Here is a 19,850-nt window from a genome sequence, read left to right on the forward strand (position 1 = left end):
TATCGCTGCTGCGCGCCGCGATCGAAGGGCTGACCGCCGCGCGGGAGTCCGCCAACACGCCTGACTATGAGCCGACGCTCGCACGTACCGAGAAGGTGCTGGCGGCATTGGTCCGCCAGATCGGCGCGATGAGCAAGAGTCCGGCGATGATGCTGACGCCCGAGGAGATGGGACAGCGTTTAAACGCCGCCGTCACAGAGGCCGTGCGCGAACTGCGTCATCAGATCGGGACGACGGACACGATGCTCCGCAACGTTGCGGGCAGCTTGTCCGACCGGCTGGGGTCGGCGCGGCGCGGCGACGAGCAGAACCGCTTGCTGCTGTGGACCGGTCTCGGCAGCTTGGTGCTGGGGTTGTTGCTCTACGCGATCATGGCGGGACCGATGGTGCGGCTGATGCCGTCGAGCTGGCTGTGGCCCGAGCGCATGGCGGCGCGCATCGTCGCCGAGCCGACCCCCTGGGAGGCCGGCATGCACCTGATGCAGCGCACATCGCCCCCAAGCTGGCGCGCGATCGTCAGCGCCGCCGATTTGGCAAGGGACAATCGCGAGGCGATCGACGGATGCCGTGTCGCCGCTATCAAGGCGAAATCCAAGGCGGTGCGCTGCACGATCGAGGTGAAGGCATCGGAATAAACGAAATGCCGAATTTGAAATTGCAGTGATTGGTAGCGCCCTTAGGCTTGGCGCTGACGACACGAAATTTCTTGGGCATTGGCTGGGCCTGACTGCCGGGTGATGCTGGGCACAACAATGTCGTGCTCTGGCAGGCCAACGACAAGATGTGCCTCACATGGCAAAAAGGTCTACCTTTCTGCTCGGCGATCCTGCCCCGTCGATGGTGGCGTGCAATCAAGGGGTCGCGTTTACGCGGCTTCCATGACCCGCATATCGATGTGTAGGCCGGCAGCAGCGACCATGTTGACCAGCGTATCTAGGCTAAACAGGCTGATCTTGCCGCGTAGCAGATCGGAAATCCGGGGCTGGGTGACGTGGAACGCCTCCGCTGCCTCGGCCTGCTTCCAACCACGAGCCTCAATATGCTTTTGCAGATCGCGCATCAGAGCCGAGCGGAGCTTCATATTCTCCGCCTCCTCGGGGGTGTTTTCGATTGCGTCCCACACGCTCTTGAAGGTCTGAGTCTTCATCTTCCGAACTCTCTTTTGAGGCTGGCGTACCGATTCTTTGCGAGATCGATGTCTTTCTTCGGTGTCGCCTGCGTCTTTTTCTGGAAACAATGCAGAACATGAATCTTGTCGTCGAACTTCGCGACATACATCACACGGAATGCGTCGCCATCCTCTGCAATACGGATTTCGCGTGTTCCTGGCCCAATCGTTGGAAAAGGCTTCCAGTCGTCGGGCTGCTTTCCGTGCTGCACCTTGTCGAGTTGATACCCGGCGTCGCGCCGTGCATCGGCCGGGAAGGCTCGCAGATCGTCGAGAGCGGTATCTACGAAATCGATATCCTTCGGTTCGTTCCTACTATCATCCATACGCGCCATATCTAAAAACTTGTATAATTTGCAAGCTGCATATGCCACGATTGATGCGGCATCGTTCGCTGAGTCAGCCGATGAATCACGGGCCGCTCATTGATCCAAGAAAGTCGTCGGACTTCGCAGGACCACTTTTGTAGGTTCTGCGCTGTGGATCGGCGCCGAAAGCGGGACCCCGGTAGAATCTCCCCAAGCTATTGAATCTGCGTCTAGCCTTACATAGCCGGGGGGCCCAATCGGCGCCGATCCACAGTCTGACCAGTCTTGCAGCAGGCTTCGCGGCAGGCATGTTGCTGTGGGCGGTCCTCGCCGGTCCAATCGTGCGCTCCATGCCGGCAAGCTGGCTATGGCCCGAATGGATGGCGGCGCGTGCACTCCGTATGCCGATGTGGGAAGGCGGGCAGCGGCTGATGCGTGCCGGGTCGCCAGAGGCTTTTGGCGGTGTGCTGGCAGGTAACCGGCTGGTGTTTGCCAACCGGGATGCGCTGGACGCCTGCCGCAAGCAGGCGGGCAAGGCCAAGAAGGCGGTGCGCTGCGCGATCCAGGTAAAGGGGGAGGACTGAAATGGCGGATATATTCGAAAGCGATCGTGATGCGCTTCTGGCCTGGTCATCGAGGCATTATGCAATGCGGGGCGCAATCTCGACGCATCGCAACCCGGCACGATGAAACCACTGCTTTTTTCCTCGGCTTTCTTTCGCTCGCCGCTGCTAAGCTCTGGCTAAGAAACTGTATCAACAGGGCCTAGAAAAACGTAAATCGATGAGCATTGCTGCGACCGCAGTGCGATAAAACTATGCACGGACCCTCCAAAACGGCGTCACTAGCATGTGGGGGATTGCCAACGCAGCGATCCCTGCAAATAGCGTCCGAGCCCCAGGCGCGTTGCCCTCAGCGAACAAGACCCCCACAGACCCAATAACCATTAACGCGCCTGCCATGATAGGCGAGGTTATCTTAAGGTAACGGCCAACGCTCTTGCAGCCTAGGATCGCCATCCGCACCCCTAGTTGAGCGCGTGCGTGCAGCAAAACAAACCCGATCGCAAAGCCGATAAGCGGCGGCAGGATCAGCAGTGCCAGAACTCCTGCGGCGACAAGGATCATGCCCTGTCGATCGCCTCTTTGCCAGTAACCGCGCAAGACCAGTGGCAACATGGCCAAACCCACGCTCGCGAGGACCGCCATGACGCTCGTGAGTGTGGCGGCGTTCTCGGGCTGAGCCGTCGATACCACGAACAGGCCGCTCAACTGTGCATGGTGCAGCAGCGCTGGAGCTGCCACCATCAGGATTCCCCGGCTCAACCTTTCAATAGGCCGTGAGCGCGGAACATCGTCGAGTCCAAAGTGTATTGCTGATAACAACAGCAGAGCAACCAGCGCGGTAAACGGTGCGACCATCCACCACACTAAAATTAAGCTTGCACACAGCAGATATAACGTCAGAAATCCAGACCATTGCCTTTGCGGGATGATCGCGAGATCGCTTGCTCCATGCGGCAGTCCGAGCACACCAATTGAAACGGCTGCATAGGCCAGCTGCACGGGCAGCGAGAGGCAGGCGGCACCCATCCCAAGGGTAATGAAAGCGCCCCAGCCAAGCCGCGCAGCGGGGGACGTCACCGTGCGCTTCGGACGGTCCCAGCCTTTTCCTGCTCCGCCTTCTCGATGTTCGAGGCCGACGAGAACGCGTATATCACCTTGGCGACGACATCGAGCACCAGAATCGCCCACGCCGAAGCCAACGCCGTAATCGACTTCAAACCTTCAGGACCGATTGCGAATACGATCGGATAGAGGAACCATATAACCGACAGGAATGTCAGGTTCTTGGTGTAGGCGCTCGCCATCGGACCACTTTCTGCGGTGTTGATCGAGCGGATCGGCACCCACAGGTTATAAAGTACACCGGCAAAGGCGGCGCAGGACCACAAGAACCAGGCAAGTTTTGCACCGGAAGTGGTGCTCAACGCCGAGATCAGACCCGTCACGATCATCAGCCCGTCCAGCATAATCGTAGAGACAATAAAGCCTGCGGAGCGGTCACGCTCATGGAGCCCGAGCGTGACGAGACCGGTAAGGAGGATGGGCGTCGTGATCGTCCAGTCCACATAGCGTGCCGACAAGGTGGTCACGCCGTCAGGGGTCGTGATGTCGCCGACCCCGAACCACATTGCTAAATACGCGGTCGCGGCGATAAAAGGGACAACCGCATGGAAGTAGGTGTGGTGCCTGATTTCAGGTTGCTTAGACCCCTTCGCATACAACGCAAGCGATGATACAGACATGATCGCAAAGCCGACCAGAAACACGGTGGGGTCCATTTGGTCTCCGGTGGCAAACGTGATGATGATGACGCGAACCATGCTACACTAAGAGAGTTCCCGCCGGCTGCTAAATATGCCCGTTTAGGCCATCTTCGGCTGTGCGCGTCCCGCAAGCTCGAGGAGGATGACTTCGTTTTTTTGCACTTAACGCAACGCCTGCCGAGCAAGGCTTGGAAATCCGCGAGATCCTTTGCTTACCTGCCCCACCGAGTGGACCGTGTTGATTGTTAGTGGATTATGCTTGCCGCCGCCATATCCGGGAGGAGGTGGAGCGAAGCGGAACCGGAGGCCGGATATGGCGGCGCCGCCGTTTCCGGGGCCGGCGGTCGATAGCCAAGGCTCCTATGGGGGCGGACAGTGTTGTAATGGCTTCGCCATGCCTCGATCAACACCTTAGCTTCGGCGAGATTGTAGAAGATCTCGCCATTGAGAAGTGCGTCGCGAAGCGACCCATTTTCTGGACGGCGTTGGCGATAAATTCGGCGCCATTGTTCGACCGTATATGGGCTGGCGGCCCTCGCGCCGCACGTTTCTGTCACCGTTATGATTACCTACAGAACCGGGCGTTTCTGAAACTATCGGCGGTAAATCAGGTATTTGCAGCCAACCGTGAGTCCGTGTCCCCATAATGTACGGGGGCCTAAGAGGGGGTGGCATTCGGTTGCCATCTGGAGCCAGTGCCAGCTGGTCAAAATACAGCCTTCCAATGTTCTTTAAACGGTCATCAAGCCTTTTTAAAACTGTTCCATATCGGAACAATCGTGCCGATTAGGCGATTCGACGGCGGGATATTAAGTGCAAACGATGCGTAGTGTTGTCATGTTTCGTCATCTGCTGACATCGAAAAGCCTCAAGCCGCAGCTCGCCCGCCAGCTGCCCAAAGGGGGCATTTGCCGCCATTGCAAGGCAGTGGTTCCACCATCACAAACCGAATGCCGCCGATGCGTTGACAATTTCAGCAATTGGTAGCGGCCTTCGCGATGCTGGCCATCGTGCGTAATGCATTTCAACACATTTAGCTAACTACTTGACCTAAACTTAAAGACTAATAAATCCCTATATAGCGAATAAAATATCAGAACTTCCTGCATTCTAAGATGCTATATTACTTGCTGAAAGGCTTTTTGGGGCAGGTGGTAATCAATAGCGCTCACATTGAAATCCGACACATCCGGGCGTACCGCTCTGCTTGGGCAATATCCCTGGAACAAGTTTGGCGTTAGATGGTTAGTTGAATATGCTCACCGATCGTTCTCTTGACACCCTGATCGACATTTTCGAAGACGGGTTTGTTGCAACTCAAGATTGTGACGCAGGCGTAATTGTTTGCCCGTTTTGGGCCCACGATACGGTGCGTCATGCGGTATGGATGGACGGTAGCCGTTTCGCAGGGTCAACGACTTGCGAAATCGCAACAGTGTCAAGCGCACTTTATCACTGAGCCTCTCATAAAGATATGTGATTGGTTAGAGATATCCTCCGTTAGATGTATGCTCGCTGATGCGTCAGTAAGCGGCTTGCTCCCACATATCGTTAATCCCAGAATAAGAACGTTTCGCCGAACGTTAAGTCTGTCTGGGTAGCACCTGTTAATTTTCGTCGGCAATACTGCCCCGCATTCAGTAGGGACAGGATAACCGTATACGGAACATCCCTGCAGAATTAGTCGCTCGATCGACTAAATCAGCTATTGGGGGATTACCGTGACATTGCAGCAGGCAGCGTACGTTGGGTCGAGGACAAGCATGCCGACGCCTTGGACGGCTGCCGGCGTGCAGATAGAGCAGCGCGCCGCGCTCGCCGCTCGTGGTTTCGATAAGGCGGTCAATGTTCACCTCGCGGATACAACGGAAAAGCGTGAAGATGCATGTGTGCTCCTCAATCGGCGTTATGCATGGCGCGGGTATGGCGATCATCACACGCTGCCGTCGCACTGCGGTTGCGCGACCTTTGCCGCATCGGACGAGACGGGGGTCCTTGGGACAGTAACCCTGGTGGTCGACTCGGAAGCCCGGCTTGCCGCCGATCGGATCTTTTCCGACGTGCTTGACTCGTACCGGAATAGGCCAGAACGCAAGATTTGCGAACTCAGCCGGTTAGCGTTCGACTCCGGCCTGCCGTCCAAGCCGCTACTCGCCGCTCTGTTTCACATCGTCTTTATCTATGGCTATCACCGCCACCGGTGCACTGACCTCTTCATCGAGGTCAATCCAAGACACCGTCGTTTCTATGAGGCGATGCTTGGCTTTAAGTCGGTCGGTGCAGTCCGCACAAACTTGGGGGTCGGTGCCCCTTCGCAACTTATGTGGCTGGAGATTGCAACGATCCGGCGGCGCATGCTGGACGCGCAGTGGGACGTCGCAATCGGCCCATCGCGATCGCTGTATGCGCTCTTCTTCTCAAACGATGATGTGGCAACGCTTGCCGAGACGTTGACTGCCGATAAAACACCGGATGAGTTTTGCGAGAACGGACCGATGGTCCGAATCTTCGTCCCCGAATGCTAGACAGCAAAATGCCGCCGTCTTTCGACGGCGGCATCTGATGCCGATCGCTTAAGCGAACGTGAGGGTGGTGCTGCGATTACGATAGCGAACGCCTGCGCCGATCATGGCGAAGCCTGCCAGCATCATCAGCCAGGTTGCCGTCTCGGGAACCGCAGCCGTCAGCGGGGTGAAGCTAAGGTTGCCGCCGTACGAACCCGCGCCGCGCGAGAGATAGCTGACGCTGATCGTGTTCAAAACGCCGGCCGTGATCGGAACGTTGAACGCAAAAGCGCTCTCGCCGAGACGCGTTGGGTCCGTAAACATCAAGCTCGCTGCCGTGCCGTTGATCATCACTGCGGTAAAATCAAGATCGGTTGCGTTGCCGAACCCGGTCGCGCTGGTTGTAACCGAACCGCTACCGATGCCGTTGGTTGGCAGGGTGAACGTGAAAGTATCCGTGAACGTACCCGCAGCGATGCCGGAGACGCGGAGCGCGCCCGAGAACGTGCCGTTCGGGCCTGGGGTCGCTGTGAAATTGGGCGATCCAACTGGGTAAGCGGTAGCCGAGGCCGGTGCCGCGTTGACGATCGAAACGAGGGCAGTTGCTGCTACCGCTGCAAGGAATTTGTTACGCATGAAAACTCTCCAGATTGACATTGGTCGGCAAGCAAAACACATGCCATTCCCAATTTTCGGCCAATCGCGTTAACCAAGCCCCAGGGATGTGTAATATCTACTGACACCTACTGCGATCATTAACTCAGACCAGTAAATAGGCGTCCAACCGGAACGCCTTGTCAACGTCGAACAGGGCTCCTCCTTTCGATTGGCCGCACAACGATAACCAGTGCGAAGCGTCCTGATCAACTGCTTGGGCGGCAGCTGCAGTGGTTGGAGCGCCAGCTGTCGTTACCATGTCGCAGTGGTGGGCTAGCCGGTCGAACATGGCTGTGGTCATCTTGCAATCCCCGAGCAAGGCCGACCACTAGCCGAACGCTACAGACTCTCAAATTTGATATATCCGGCGTGATAGCACCGAAGCTCCAATAACGAGCCGTGACTTCGCAGATGCGTAAGCATCCAGTGAGGACCGCGTTTACGCGGCCTTGAGCAGTTCTGCTGGTCGTCTGTGGCGCGACAATCTGGATGGGAAGCGCGTCAATCAGGATGAGAACTGATTGTCGCGGCGCGACAGGGATGGCGGGTCTGTTTGTCGCTGGCAAGATTTATGTGGCGGTCTGATTGTCGCCGGGCATCGACTGCTCAACCGTTTTGATTGTCGCGTAGGTCGGCGGTCGTCCGGCACCGGTGCGTCGCTGTACGGCGGTGCGGCGTCTGTAGCTCTCGACGTTCATCTCGAAGATGGTGGCGTGGTGGACGAGGCGGTCGACGGCCGCGAGGGTTATGGCGGGGTCGGGGAAGATCCGGTTCCATTCGCCGAACGGCTGGTTGGCGGTGATGAGCATCGAGCGCTGCTCGTAGCGCGCGCTGATGAGTTCGAAGAGGACCGATGTCTCGGCCTGGTCCTTGGTGACGTAGGCCATGTCGTCGAGGATCAGCAGATGGTATTTATCGAGCCTGGCGATGGCGGCCTCAAGCGTCAGTTCGCGACGCGCGACCTGGAGGCGCTGGACGAGATCGGAGGTCCGGGTGAACAGCACGCGCCAGCCATTCTCGATGAGCGCGAGGCCGATCGCGGCCGCGAGATGACTCTTGCCGCCACCCGGGGGTACGAACAGGATGAGGTTGGCGCCCTGTTCGAGCCAGCCGTCGCCCGCGCAGATCGCCATGACCTGGGCACGCGAGATCATCGCCACGGCATCGAACGCGAAGCTGTCGAGCGTTTTGCCCGGTGGGAGCTTGGCCTCGCCGAGGTGCCGCTCGATGCGGCGTCGATCGCGTTCGACGATCTCGTGTTCAGCGATCGCGGCCAGGAAGCGGGCGGCGGGCCAACCCTCCTTGCCTGAGCGCGCGGCCATCTCGGGCCAGTTGTGCTTGGTCGCGGGAAGGCGCAGATTGTTGAGGGTGAGGGTCAGACGCTGCGCGTCGATCGGCTGGGTCATGCTGGTCATGCCGCCACTCCGTTCAGCAGGATATCGTATGTGCTGAGCGCTGCCAGCGTGACGACGACCTCGGGGAGTGTTGCGGGATCCGGCGCGAAGCGCCGGCGCAGTGCCGCCATGTCCGGCAACCGACCGGCATCGAGATCGGCAGCCAGGATATCGGCAAGTTCTGACTCGCAGGCCCGCTCGTGCGCGAGCGTGAGCAGCTCGACCATCGTGCGACAGGCGATACGATCGGGCAGTTGCTCGAGGAGCCGGTCGAACATCAGCCGATACGCCTCGCGCGGGAACAGCTGCTCGCGGCAGACGATGCCGATCCGCGCCATCGGCTTGCGCCGCAGCGAGTGGATCACATGACGATAATCGACTACGTGACCGTGCTTGCCGTTCCCGGCCGATCGCCCGCGCAGGAGCGTCATCAGTCTGGTCGCGCCCAGGAAGACGTCGAGCCGATCGTCATAGAGCCGGACGCGCAGACGGTGCCCGATCAGCCGCGAGGGGACAGTGTAGAACACCTTGCGCAACGTGAAGCCGCTGCTTGAGGTGACGGTGACGATCACCTCCTCGTAATCGCTGGTCCGGCGGTCGGTAGCAGCTTGAGGTGGGCGCGCTCGGCATCGATCCGTGCTGCCGCCCGGCGGTTCTTCCGCGATCACCTCGTCGATGAACCGACGATAGGCGGCCAGGTCGTCGAACGCGGCGCTGCCGCGCATCAGCAGCGCGTCGCGGATCGTCTTCTTCAGATGACCGTGCGCGCTCTCGACCGATCCGTTCTCATGCGCGACGCCGCGGTTGTTGCAGCATCGTGTCCGCCTGATCCTCAACCGCCAACGCACGCAGCTCTCGAACGCGATGCGGGCGCACCTGGCCTAGTTCGGGATTGCGGCGCCGATTGGCAGAAACGGCATCGAGCAGCTCCTCGACGTGATCGCTGATCCTACCGATGAGCGCGTACCGGCAGATGCGCGGTTCTGCCTGGAGATGCTGGCAGCCCAGCTGCGCATCGTAAAGGAGCAGATCCTCGAGAACGATCGTCGCATCCTGGCGAGCGAACGCGAGACCGAGCTTGGTCGCCGAATGATGGAGATACCCGGCGTGGGTCCACTGCTCGCCAGCGCCATCGTTGCCACGGTTCCTGACCCCGCGATCTTCCGCTCGGGCCGCAACCTGGCTGCCTGGATCGGCTTGGTGCCGCGGCAGAACTCGAGCGGCGGAAAGGAGCGGTTAGGCAGCATAACGAAGGCAGGCCACCAATACCTGCGTCAGATGCTGATCGTCGGCGCCATGGCAGTCGTGCGCTATGCCGAGCGGAACGGGGCCAAGCGGCCGTGGCTCGTACAACTACTTGCCAGGCGGAAGGCCAAGGTGGCCGCGGTCGCGCTCGCCAATAAGAACGCCCGCATGATCTGGGCGATGATGGCCAGCGGCGAACGGTATCGCGAGCCGCAGATCATGTAACAGGATACGGTGCGGGCGACCGCACCGGACGAAGTTGGGAAGGGCGGATAGGAGCTAATGCAATAAGCCGGTTGAACCGCCGGATCGGGAAAACCCACAATGACCCAAGCACATCAAGCGCGTGTAAGTGATCGGGACCCGAACCGCGCGAATGGCATTATGGCCAGCGGCGCTATGAGCCGCACCAACAGGTCGGACACATGGCCGCACCAACCAGCATTGCAACGCGACTGTTCAAGCTTGCCAACGGAGGGCCGTCCACACATGGGTCTTTGCGGCCAATGCGAAGCGACCTGACCTTATGGGCGAGCCCGATGCGCACATGCCTTGCTGTGGGAACAGGAGTGCAGCAATCGGCAACCTTGCGAGCGCGCAATCATGGCAAACCTGCCGCGCCCTGCAAGGTGACATACCAGCCGCAATTTCGGGCAGTACGCGCTACTTCAGGAGCCCCCCGCTTCGCAACGCATCGTCGATTATACGGCGTACATTGATGCCGGACGCGGGTTTCGGTTCAGGGTAGAGCCTCCGTGCCTGCGCGCCGCGAAGGGCGACGTCCGTGCTGGGAATTGCTGGACCGGTGTGCTGCGCTCGTTCAACCGCATCCGACTGTGTGATGGTGTCCGAAGTTAGACCCCAGAACTCAGTGATCCGCTGCGACGACGAGATTGCCATGTCGAGCATGTACGGTCCTTTTACCCCGACAGAGTCCGCGCCGTTCGTGTTGAGTGGGATGCCGTGACCCATGCCAGTGATACTGTACGCTTCCACCACGATCCGCCCGCTGGCGTTGTGCCATGCGCGATGGGGATAACCGTTGACGACGTCGGTCACGTGCGGTCTCCCGGAGACGCCGTGAAGCGGCAGCCATTGCTCGACGATTGCGTCGGAATTGTCCGGGTTGACCGTTGCGTCACCGCTCCCGTGCCAAACCGAAACTTTGGGCCAGGGCCCGTCGTGATCGGAGGCGCGCCGGATAAGCTCGGCCAGCGCATTAGGTCGGGTCCGCCCACCAGAGCGCATCGCGCCAAATGCGTGCTGTACATTTGTCGCGCAGCCGTAGGGTAAGCCGGCGATGATCGCGCCGCCCGCGAACGTCTCTGGATAGGTCGCGAGCATTACAGACGCCATTGCGCCGCCCGCCGACAAGCCGGTGATGAAGATGCGGTCGCGATCGATACCGTGCGCGACCACGACCGCCTCGATCATCTGGTGGATCGACAGCGCCTCGCCATTGCCGCGTACGATGTCGCAGGGCTCGAACCAGTTGAAACACAGGTTGGCGTTGTTGGCGCGGTCTTGCTCCGGGTAGAGGAGCACGAAGCCATGCCGGTCGGCAAGCCGCGACCAACCCGAGCCGTGGTCGTATCCAGCTGCGGTCTGCGTGCAACCGTGCAATACGACCACAAGCGCAGGGTGTTCCGCCAGTCGCGCTGGCACGTAAAGGCGAGCACGCAGCGCACCGGGATTTGTGCCAAATACGCTTAGGTCGACGAGCCGGTCTGCTGTCACCGCTCCGCCAGCACCATTTGCGATCGCGTCGAAGAAATGATTACGCATATCTCGCCTCCTGCGGCGGCATCTCTCAAGAAAAATGAGCGATTGCTGCACCGCAGCATATGGCCGCGCGTTGGAAGATCACAAGCGTCGACTTTGCATCTAGCGACGTGGTAGGACCTTTATTTATTGCGGTGCCTCGCAGTTTGCGACGCCGCTAGCGATCCGCGCCGAAGATGAACAAGCGGCCGCTATCAAGCAGCGGTAGAGCAGATGTGAGCGTCAGGTTCTGAGTCAAAGCGGCTTTGCATCAGGCTCCGGATTGCCATTATCGTCGGTCGGCAAGAGCTGCTGATCGAACGCTGAAAAATACGCGGCCCATTCCGGCCGTCCGAGATCGACCAGCAACCCGCCGTCCTGCCAAATATCGTTGTGGTCGTTATGATCGTCGCCCGGGCGATGAATGTAACTGCCGGTCGAGCCCTGATTCATGTGGGTGTCGTGAATGCCAAGATCGCCGCCGGTGTAGAAGCGCCCGAACAGGTAGATGTACCGTTCTTCGCTCTGAGCCTTCGCAAGCAACCGAATCAGGGAGGCGGCCGGCTCGACGTCAGTCGAGCCATCCATGACGCCGCTTTCGCGCCACGGCCCGGTGCCGTCGAGAATGTCCGGCTGCCGCTGAAAGTCCAAAGATGGAAGGGCGTGGCCGTCGGTGAGATCGGTCTTGCCCTCGGCGCTGACTGACAGCGTCTGGGTGAGGCCGTGAGCGTAATCATAGATCAGCTTGTATTTGAGGAGGTCGTCGCTGTCGCTTGTGCCGACATTGATCGCCACGTCCCAGGTTTCGCCGGCGACGTCGAGGTTGCAGTGAAGGTGGTACTGGGTCTCGCGGGTGTGATTGTGTTGCCCGCGGCTACCCTTGAGCTTGGGCGCCAAGGTGACCTTCGCCTTCACATAGCCATAGCCTAGCGTCATGGGATTGATATCCTCTCAGTGAGCCGGTTCGAGCTCGTTACCGGAAAGAAGCGCCTGGTGCCGCACGGAGCAGGACCAGCCGTTGTCGATGCGATCGCATATCCACATGAGATCGAAGCGATCGGGCCACGACTTCGGGCTGTTCCCGCCGGGCACGAGCAGGGCGGCGATCGCTGGGATACGATTATGCTTCCAGGCGATCAAAACGACGCCGGTTTGAGTGGCAACGTCGGCCGCGAGGCCCGCATGGTCGTCTTTGAGGTAGGTCGTGATCACGGTACGCCATGCGGCTCCAGCAGCCGGGCGAGCGGCGTCACCGTCTGCTGGGGACCGCTTGCTTCGGCTGCCTTCTCCAACCCCTGCCGCATAGATTACATCGAGGGTCAGATTCTCGAGGCTTGCCGTGCTGTCCTGCCGCCCGAACAATTCGACCAGCGCGCCTGCTCGTTGCCACCCCAGCGGAATCAGGCTCTCGGGGGCGGCGTGACCCATCTCGTCGGTAAACGCGACGGCATCGTGCGGCTTCTCGGCGTGACGAATGAAGATCAGCCGATGTGGTGGCTGATCAGCCATGGTCGGCGTCGTCGGAGACGTGGCCCACCGGATGCCCGGTGGCGTGCGAGACACGCTTGGGGCGCTTGGGCGGGACGACAACGCCATCGCGGGTTTGGCCGAGCGTCATATCGGCGACGGCTCGGTTGGCATCGCCGAGAGCAGGGGATGGCAGAGCGCTGGCAGACGGCGAGGCCGCCAGCCAGAAGCTCAGCTCAGCCGACGTCGGCCGGTTCGCCGCGTCGAAATAGCTGTTCTGCCAACTGTCGTCCGGCTTGAGTGAGGTCCAGGCGTCGCTCGGGTTCTTGGTAAGCCACCAGCGCCAAGCATAGTGATCATAGATGTCGAGAGCGTTCGCGGCATAGGCTTCGGCGATCGGCCGGTGGCCCTTGATAATCACCAGATTCTCGTCATTATTATAAGAGGCTTGGTAGCCCTGGTTGTGGCTGCCCATCGCCACCACGCAGCCGTCGGTGAAGGGGTCGATCACGACATATTTGCTGTGGGTCACGGCAAAGCCCGCGCTGTTCAGCTCTCTTTCCCAGACCCCGACCTGATCGCCGACGCCGCCAGCCGGTATTACGCGATAATCCTCCGGGATATTCTGGTCGTCAGCCCCACCATCGCCAGGGGCGTCACCCTTGATGCCAACCGCAAATTGCTCGGCGGCGGACGCGACGGTGACCGTTCCGCGGACGAACAGGGCGGGATTGGCCTTTTGCGCTGCGGCGATCGCGTCGATGACGCTCGGCTTGCCGGGCTCGAACTCGACGAAGAGGATGGCCTGCTTGGCGCCCTTTATGAGGTCGAACAGCTCGGCGAGATCGGACGGCGTCGGTTCCGGTGACGGTCGACGCGACGCGGGCTGGCGTGCCTTATTCGTGTTCGGCGAAAACCACAGATCGACCGCGGCGCTGCCGTCCTCGAGCTGGATATTCGGCACGCCGGCCTGGTCCGCCTGACGAAGGGGTGCGAGCTGCTTGCCCTTCCCGTCGGACGCGTCGGTGTCGCTCTTAAGATCGTCCCAATAGGTCTTGAAGGCGTCGGCGATCGCGGGCGATCGCGCGATGATCGTGTTGTTCGACTGTGCGCACAAGGCGCGGCCGGTCCAGTTGGTCGACCCGAACTGCACCGCCTGGGGCGTGCCGTCTTTCGCCAGGATCGTGAACTTGTTGTGCCCGATATGACCTCCGGGCATCATTCGGTCGATCACGTCGATGATCGGCGCAGCGGCATCGCGCTCGGCTTTATAGGTGTCGTCCGTCTTGGTGCCGTCAACCGTGCCCGGCATGTTCGACAGGATGACGTGGGCCTGCTTGCCAACCTGTTCGAGCGCGCCAATCAGCTCCTGGTCCTCGAATTCATAAAGCGCGCAGAAGAGCTCGCCGCCTTGTGACGCCGCCTCGGTCGGCAGCGCGGTGAGCGCCGCTACCATGTCGCCGGCGAGGTTCAGGCGGAGCGGGTCGGTTGGATCGGCGATGCGCTTGAGCGCCTCGTTCTTCATGGCCTCGAGATTACCATGCGCGTCGTCGAGGGCATGCGCGGTCGCCTGTGTCGCGAGTATGCCACGATTGAAATAGACCGAAAGGACGCCGTGATCGGGGGTGAGCTGCACGATGTTGGTGGTCAGCGCCCCGATCGCGAGCGGCGAGAGATTGCCCGGCGTCCCCCCGAGCGGGACGATGCGATAGCGATAGGAGCCGCGGCGCTTGGCATAGACGTCCTTCCAGAAGAATTTCTGGACCGGATCGTCGGCCGTCGTCCGGTTGGGGGTCGCCTGCTGACCGGGAAAGGTCGCCAGTGCTGGCAGACAGGTTTCAACGCCGGCTTTTACGTCGGTGCGATAGATGCCGAATCCCAGGCATCCTGGAATGCGGCCGCCGAAGGTCCAAGCCACGACAGCAATGTCGTTGTTCGAGAAGGCCACCGCTTGCATCGCCATGCTCCCCCAAGCAGATTCTCATAAACTGTCACTACTACGTGAATTTGACAATTCAGAGACAATGCCAACTATTTGAATATTTATTGAATAACGATGGTAAATTCCGCATCTGGTTCTATGAGCTGCAAACTGAGCGGGCACGCAGTGTTGGCTGATCGATGGCGGGCATTTCAGAATTATCTATCGGCAATCGGCCCAATTCAGTCGTTCGCTAACATCTGAACCAACGGCCGGTTTCGGGGTCCGTTAAAGCCACCGCGAATGTCCGGGGCTGGGTCGTCTCGGCTATTAGTCCTATAGAGGTATACCCAAGAAGGACCAAGCGGTTCTTTGAACCGTTGTCAGGTGCGGGGCAGGAGGGGCGCTTGCCAAGGTACAAGCGATTTATCTCCCGTTCGCATCATCCGAACGATCCCAGTGTCGTCGGAAGCGCAAAGTCGGCGAGGCTGATTGAAGCAGCCCGTGACCGCGATTTCCCGTGCCACACGCGCTGCATCGACTTCGGCAGGGGAGCCCGTGATAATAGTTACGCCAGAAAAAGCTTGAGTTGTTTAGCCAATAAAACGGGGTAGCCCGTCCATGATTGATCAGTGATCAAATGGCCGATTTAGTGCGTAACCGACGTTGAGCACCCTCGCCTTTGGCGATAAGGCCTACAGCACATTTTAAATACATTTTCGGATGGGTCGCAGGCGATTAATGGCACCAACCCCAAATCGTAAGTGCTCTAGCACTGCCCTCGCTCGAGGACCGTGAGAAACTCCTCGCCTTGACGCCGTTGCCGTAGGGGTTCGCCAGACTCTTTTTGCTCTTGAGGATCCACGCTATGTCAGTCAGATCCGTAATGAGTCTACAAATGCCTTCTTACATAGTCGGTTTTGCTAGACGCGAGAAGGCATACAAGACATTCAATTTTGAATCTCTGTCACAGGTACGAAATGAAGCAGTTAAATAATTAGGCGCATATCTTATTGACCATCCCGGTTTTGCAGATGATGGCCACTGGCGGGTAAACGTCGAAGACGAGGTCACAATGAGCTTTTCCATATTATAGTGGCGACAGTCACTTCACGGCACGCCAAGCGGTTAAATAACGCTGCAGACTTATAATCATTTAATTTCATGCACTAAAAGGCGGTGCCGATCGGACCAGGTGGATTGGCCGATCGGCATGACCATGCTTCTAGTTAGCGATTGGACGTAGCGCCTTTTTCGGTCGATAACGCAGCGCCGCGCCGATGACCCCAAAGCCCATAAGCATAATCAGCCAGCTTTGCGGTTCTGGTACCGACTGCGCCATCGTCAGCCCGAACTTACGGTCCATGTCTTTGTAGCCAGCGGCTTGTACAGCGGCCGTTACATGTACTCCGTCAAACGAAAAGAAACCCGCGCACCCGGTCGATTGCGCGCCCGCTGCAACACAGTTGGTGTCGAAACGCAGCGGAGGCAGATCGAGCGAAGCGGGATCGGTGAGGGCTCGTTGGTTGAGATCGTTGAGACTGTATTTGAACAGATCCGTTCCCGCGCTCAGCGTCAGGCTCTTGAGTGCTGTATTGAGATAGCCATTCGCTTCGATGGTCAGCGGATCACCCGCCATAGGGAAATCGGTGAACAGGATGTTTCGAGCGCCGAGATCATTGAGCTTCTGGATTCCGCTTACATATTGCTGGGCAGCGGCCTGCAAGTAGCTGCTGATATCAGGGTATGACCCGATCGCGCCCACTGGGCCAAACACCCCTTTTGCGCCAAAGACGTCGTTACCGCCAAAGTTCAGGACATAAAGACCGTTCGCGTCGATGCTGCGCGGGGACAGCCTGAAGGCATTGATCTGCGCCTGCAGGTCAGGGATGCTATCGCCCGTATCAACAATACGAGCGCCACCAAATGCATAATTGCTGCCACCCTTTAGAGACGGGGTGGTCGGCTTTCCAAACAGATCGATCGACAGCAGGTCGGGGTAGTCATAGCCGTTAGTAAAGCGGTGCTCGAAGTACCCAAGACCCGGATCAGGGCGGGTACCGCCGTTCGCAATAAACAGGTTTCCTGCATCTACTAGGCTGTCGCCGAACACCGTTAGCGACGTGTAATGTTCCGTAGTTCGACCGGCAGAGGCGGGGGTGGCTGCGAGGATACCAAGGATACCAACTGCGAACGCCCACTTTTTTGCCATCTGCGTATCTCCTGATTATCAACCGGTTGACCGTATGGTTAACGCGATGGTCGAAAATCAAAGATTTGAACAGGGTGCAGAGGTGACGCCGTGTCGATCACGTCAGAACTGTCTGCAAATTGTCACGGTCGACGTTGATTGATGGCCACGGGCGCGTTGACGTGATGGCGTGGACGGCCCCTGCACCAGCGTAGCTGTGCAATACTGCGGTCGTTGTAGGTCCACGTCTAGGAGTCGGCAGATGAAGCAGGAGGTTGTCACCGTCGGATTGGATTTGGCGAAGAGCGTTTTTCAGGTGCACGCGATCGGCCGCGACGGTGCCGTTCTGGTGCGGCGCAAGCTACGGCGCGCAGAGTTGATCGGCTTCTTCACTGATCTTCCAGCGTGCCTAGTCGGCATGGAGGCATGTGCGTCGGCGCATCACTGGGCTCGGGAGCTGATAAAGTTGGGGCATCAGGTAAGGCTGATGCCACCAGCCTATGTGAAGCCCTATGTAAAGCGCGGGAAGACCGACGCAGCCGACGCCGAGGCCATTTGCGAGGCGGTGACGCGTCCAACGATGCGGTTCGTTGCGGTGAAGACCGTCGAGCAGCAGGCGGTGTTGATGCTCCACAAAAGCCGCGACCTGATGGTGCGGCAGCGAACGATGCTCATCAACGCGCTTCGAGGGCACTTGGCTGAGTACGGCGTCGTGACAGGTGTCGGCGCGGGTGGCGTGAGCGCGATGCTAAAAGGGTTGCACGAACAGCAGGACAAGCTGCCCGTTCACGCCCGCTCGGCCCTGCACGCCCTTGCCGCCCAGTTAAGGGCGCTCTCGAGCGAGGTCGACCGGCTCGAAGCGCAGATACTCGCGTGGCACCGAGCCGACGAGACGAGCCGCCGGCTCGCCACGATACCGGGCATCGGTCCGATCACCGCGTCCGCCATATCAGCGGCAGTCCCGGATGCCTCGCTGTTCCGATCTGGGCGACAGTTCGCAGCATGGCTTGGGCTCACCCCGCGAGCGAACAGCTCCGGCGGCAAGGAGCGGCTCGGCGGGATCACCAAGCAGGGTGACGGCTATTTGCGACGGCTACTCGTAGTCGGCGCGACGGCAGTAATGCGCATGGCGCGCAAGAATGCAGCTCGCCAACCTTGGTTGGCCCAGCTTCTCGAGCGCAAACCGGCGAAGATTGCGACCGTAGCGCTCGCCAACAAGACAGCGCGCATCGCCTGGGCGGTGATGTTGCGCAACGAAGTCTACGCGGCGTCCGCCGCGTGACCGCCGTCCGCGCCGCCGGGTAACGCCCGAGGCAGGATGGCGTAGGAGTAGCTGAGTAGTGATGGCGAACCGGTCAGACCGGGGGTCGGCAAAACCCAGGGGGTCACAGCGCTTCGAGCGCGATGACGTGATTAGGGAGCCGGCCTGCGGACTTCATCAGGGCCAGCAGCCATGCGGTGCTGCGCGAACAGGCCGAACACATGGATGCACCCGACCGGTGCTCATCGCTGTACAAAAGCTCTTGCGCCGCAGGGGTTGTCCACACATGGACCTACAACGACCGCAGTATTGCACAGCTACGCTGGTGCAGGGGCCGTCCACGCCATCACGTCAGTGCCGGTAGAGGTGGCGAGCACTGGTGGCTTTACACAGCCGGAGCCCCTTGGACCCGAAGTGGTCGAGGTGATCTGCTCTGGTGGGCAACGCGTTCGCCTTGCACCGTCGATCGAATCGCGGGTGCTGAAGGTCGTGCCCGTCCCGGGTTCGGGTAATCGGCTCGCCGGCCGGCGTTTGAATGTATCTGGCAGCCGGCGTCAACTGCCCCCTACATGCTCGTTTGAGGTCGCAATACCCGGCTTGGGTGTGACCTCTTTCTTACGGCCAAGACCGCTCGCAATGGCTAACGCGCGACGGACTTCAGCATAGGCCGGTGCAACCATCGGGTAGTCCTTTGGAAGGCCCCATTTCGCACGATATTCTTCGGGAGACATACCGAGATTCACGCGCAGATAGCGCTTCAGCATCTTCAGCTTCGCGCCATCCTCCAGGCACACGAGGTAGTCGGGCTTGATGGACGAGCGAACTGGAACCGCGGGCTCTTGCTTCGGCGCAATCGGCGCGCCCGAACGGGTAGCCGCGGTCAGCGCTGCAAAAACACTCTTGATGAGACCCGGCAGCTCAGCTGTAGCTATGGCGTTGTTGCTGGCATGCGCAGACACGATATCGACGGTCAAAGCAATCAGATTTCTCTCAGGCATTTTTCAACTCCGACGGGGAACAGCACCGATCATAACACTACTTTCGATGAATATCCGCTATATCACACCGAGGATGTCAGCCATTAATTCTTCAGTTGCTTCAAGGCTAGAAATCTTGGTCGCTATCGCCGGGAAGAGTCTCAAAGCCACAAACGCCTAGCTACACTCCTCACAGATAGAGGTAGATCAGTTTGGCCGCGCTGGTTCCACCGTTTACCGCAAAGGGCTGTATTGAACGGAACATAAAAAAAATACCTTAGTTCGTTCGTCCGTGTCAGCACAAAACGATATTGCTGTGCGTGCGCGCGCATCCGAAATGATTAATCGCTTCGCTGAGCGAGCGGCTGAGGAGGCTTCGTCTCAGGTGAACGCCAAAATCCTCACGAATGATGTGGATGGCGCGCTCGTCATGGACCAAGTGCGTCGTGCGATCATTCACGCTACCAGCGTAGGAGCGTTTGAGCACTCACATCCAAACGAAAAAGGCCGCCGTTCTCAAAGGAACGACGACCAGGCGTTAGGTAGGCGTCGAAGCGCAGTTTAGAAGGTGAAGCGTGCGCCGATACGGATCGTGTAGAGCGACTGCGTAATGTTCAGCGCCGCTTCGTTCGGCTGCACGAACGTGGAGTAGCGATATTGGGCGCAT

The 19,850-nt window shown here is 59.4% G+C and carries 18 protein-coding genes and 2 pseudogenes; 5 read left to right on the top strand and 15 right to left on the bottom strand.

Going from position 1 to position 19,850, the window contains the following annotated elements; translation table 11 throughout:
• On the top strand, window positions 1–635 hold a 635-nt coding region (locus RH91_RS20935), incomplete at its 5' end, for a DUF6118 family protein (protein WP_010165406.1).
• A 230-nt stretch (window positions 636–865) separates the two neighbouring features.
• On the opposite strand, the gene RH91_RS20940 is transcribed toward RH91_RS20935, so the two are convergent.
• Window positions 866–1,147 (bottom strand): helix-turn-helix domain-containing protein, encoded by a 282-nt coding sequence (locus RH91_RS20940; RefSeq protein WP_010165408.1) that lies wholly within the window; start codon window positions 1,145–1,147, stop codon window positions 866–868.
• Window positions 1,144–1,503 (bottom strand): type II toxin-antitoxin system RelE/ParE family toxin, encoded by a 360-nt coding sequence (locus RH91_RS20945; RefSeq protein WP_198283336.1) that lies wholly within the window; start codon window positions 1,501–1,503, stop codon window positions 1,144–1,146. The genes RH91_RS20940 and RH91_RS20945 overlap by 4 nt, the downstream gene beginning before the upstream one ends.
• A 191-nt stretch (window positions 1,504–1,694) precedes the next feature.
• Here RH91_RS20945 and RH91_RS20950 point away from each other — a divergent pair, with 191 nt between their 5' ends.
• On the top strand, window positions 1,695–2,060 hold the full coding sequence (locus RH91_RS20950) for a DUF6118 family protein (RefSeq protein ID WP_232283649.1): 366 nt from the start codon (window positions 1,695–1,697) through the stop codon (window positions 2,058–2,060).
• Window positions 2,061–2,291: 231 nt separating this feature from the next.
• On the opposite strand, the gene RH91_RS22015 is transcribed toward RH91_RS20950, so the two are convergent.
• From RH91_RS22015 to RH91_RS22125, 3 genes and pseudogenes are all read right to left on the bottom strand, one after another.
• Window positions 2,292–3,041 (bottom strand): Brp/Blh family beta-carotene 15,15'-dioxygenase, encoded by a 750-nt coding sequence (locus tag RH91_RS22015; RefSeq protein WP_157137087.1) that lies wholly within the window; start codon window positions 3,039–3,041, stop codon window positions 2,292–2,294.
• A 74-nt stretch (window positions 3,042–3,115) separates the two neighbouring features.
• A complete protein-coding gene (locus RH91_RS20960) occupies window positions 3,116–3,862 on the bottom strand; it encodes a bacteriorhodopsin (RefSeq protein WP_010165414.1) in 747 nt (248 codons plus the stop codon).
• A gap of 188 nt (window positions 3,863–4,050) precedes the next feature.
• Window positions 4,051–4,343: pseudogene (locus tag RH91_RS22125) on the bottom strand (integrase core domain-containing protein); the annotation flags it as partial.
• 1,225 nt (window positions 4,344–5,568) lie between these two features.
• On the opposite strand from RH91_RS22125, the gene RH91_RS20965 reads away from it, so the two are divergent.
• Window positions 5,569–6,330: an N-acyl amino acid synthase FeeM domain-containing protein gene (locus RH91_RS20965; protein ID WP_010165416.1), complete on the top strand. Its 762-nt coding sequence runs from the start codon at window positions 5,569–5,571 to the stop codon at window positions 6,328–6,330.
• A gap of 48 nt (window positions 6,331–6,378) precedes the next feature.
• Here the strand turns inward: RH91_RS20965 and RH91_RS20970 are convergent, their stop codons facing one another.
• From RH91_RS20970 to RH91_RS20985, 4 genes and pseudogenes are all read right to left on the bottom strand, one after another.
• The gene (locus RH91_RS20970; RefSeq protein ID WP_010165417.1) at window positions 6,379–6,945 is read right to left on the bottom strand and encodes an FxDxF family PEP-CTERM protein; all 567 of its coding nucleotides are present in this window, start codon (window positions 6,943–6,945) and stop codon (window positions 6,379–6,381) included.
• Window positions 6,946–7,069: 124 nt separating this feature from the next.
• Window positions 7,070–7,285: a hypothetical protein gene (locus tag RH91_RS23535; protein ID WP_442852556.1), complete on the bottom strand. Its 216-nt coding sequence runs from the start codon at window positions 7,283–7,285 to the stop codon at window positions 7,070–7,072.
• A 250-nt stretch (window positions 7,286–7,535) separates the two neighbouring features.
• Entirely contained in the window at window positions 7,536–8,381 is an 846-nt protein-coding gene (gene istB / locus RH91_RS20980) for an IS21-like element helper ATPase IstB (RefSeq protein WP_010165419.1), read from the bottom strand.
• Window positions 8,378–9,169, bottom strand: a pseudogene (locus tag RH91_RS20985) (IS21 family transposase); the annotation flags it as partial. The gene istB and the pseudogene RH91_RS20985, both read right to left, overlap by 4 nt.
• 94 nt (window positions 9,170–9,263) lie before the next feature.
• Between RH91_RS20985 and RH91_RS20990 the strand changes: the two are divergent.
• Entirely contained in the window at window positions 9,264–9,830 is a 567-nt protein-coding gene (locus RH91_RS20990; RefSeq protein WP_332306633.1) for an IS110 family transposase, read from the top strand.
• A gap of 438 nt (window positions 9,831–10,268) precedes the next feature.
• Here RH91_RS20990 and RH91_RS20995 read toward each other — a convergent pair whose 3' ends face one another.
• From RH91_RS20995 to RH91_RS21015, 5 genes are all read right to left on the bottom strand, one after another.
• Entirely contained in the window at window positions 10,269–11,390 is a 1,122-nt protein-coding gene (locus RH91_RS20995) for an extracellular catalytic domain type 1 short-chain-length polyhydroxyalkanoate depolymerase (RefSeq protein WP_029624176.1), read from the bottom strand.
• Between the two features lie 231 nt (window positions 11,391–11,621).
• A complete protein-coding gene (locus tag RH91_RS21000) occupies window positions 11,622–12,302 on the bottom strand; it encodes a DUF2278 family protein (protein ID WP_010165423.1) in 681 nt (226 codons plus the stop codon).
• A gap of 15 nt (window positions 12,303–12,317) precedes the next feature.
• Complete coding sequence (locus tag RH91_RS21005; protein ID WP_010165424.1) at window positions 12,318–12,875, bottom strand: hypothetical protein; 558 nt, start codon at window positions 12,873–12,875, stop codon at window positions 12,318–12,320.
• Complete coding sequence (locus RH91_RS21010) at window positions 12,868–14,790, bottom strand: phospholipase D-like domain-containing protein (protein WP_157137088.1); 1,923 nt, start codon at window positions 14,788–14,790, stop codon at window positions 12,868–12,870. The genes RH91_RS21005 and RH91_RS21010 overlap by 8 nt, the downstream gene beginning before the upstream one ends.
• Window positions 14,791–15,979: 1,189 nt before the next feature.
• Entirely contained in the window at window positions 15,980–16,966 is a 987-nt protein-coding gene (locus tag RH91_RS21015) for an SGNH/GDSL hydrolase family protein (RefSeq protein WP_081469619.1), read from the bottom strand.
• A gap of 241 nt (window positions 16,967–17,207) precedes the next feature.
• Here RH91_RS21015 and RH91_RS21020 point away from each other — a divergent pair, with 241 nt between their 5' ends.
• Window positions 17,208–18,227, top strand: coding sequence for an IS110 family transposase (locus RH91_RS21020; RefSeq protein ID WP_010165429.1), 1,020 nt, complete (start codon window positions 17,208–17,210; stop codon window positions 18,225–18,227).
• A 533-nt stretch (window positions 18,228–18,760) separates the two neighbouring features.
• Here the strand turns inward: RH91_RS21020 and RH91_RS21025 are convergent.
• On the bottom strand, window positions 18,761–19,204 hold the full coding sequence (locus tag RH91_RS21025; protein ID WP_010165430.1) for a MucR family transcriptional regulator: 444 nt from the start codon (window positions 19,202–19,204) through the stop codon (window positions 18,761–18,763).
• Between the last annotated feature and the right edge of the window lie 646 nt (window positions 19,205–19,850).

This window comes from Sphingomonas sp. PAMC 26617 (assembly GCF_000242835.1).
Lineage (GTDB): Bacteria > Pseudomonadota > Alphaproteobacteria > Sphingomonadales > Sphingomonadaceae > Sphingomonas.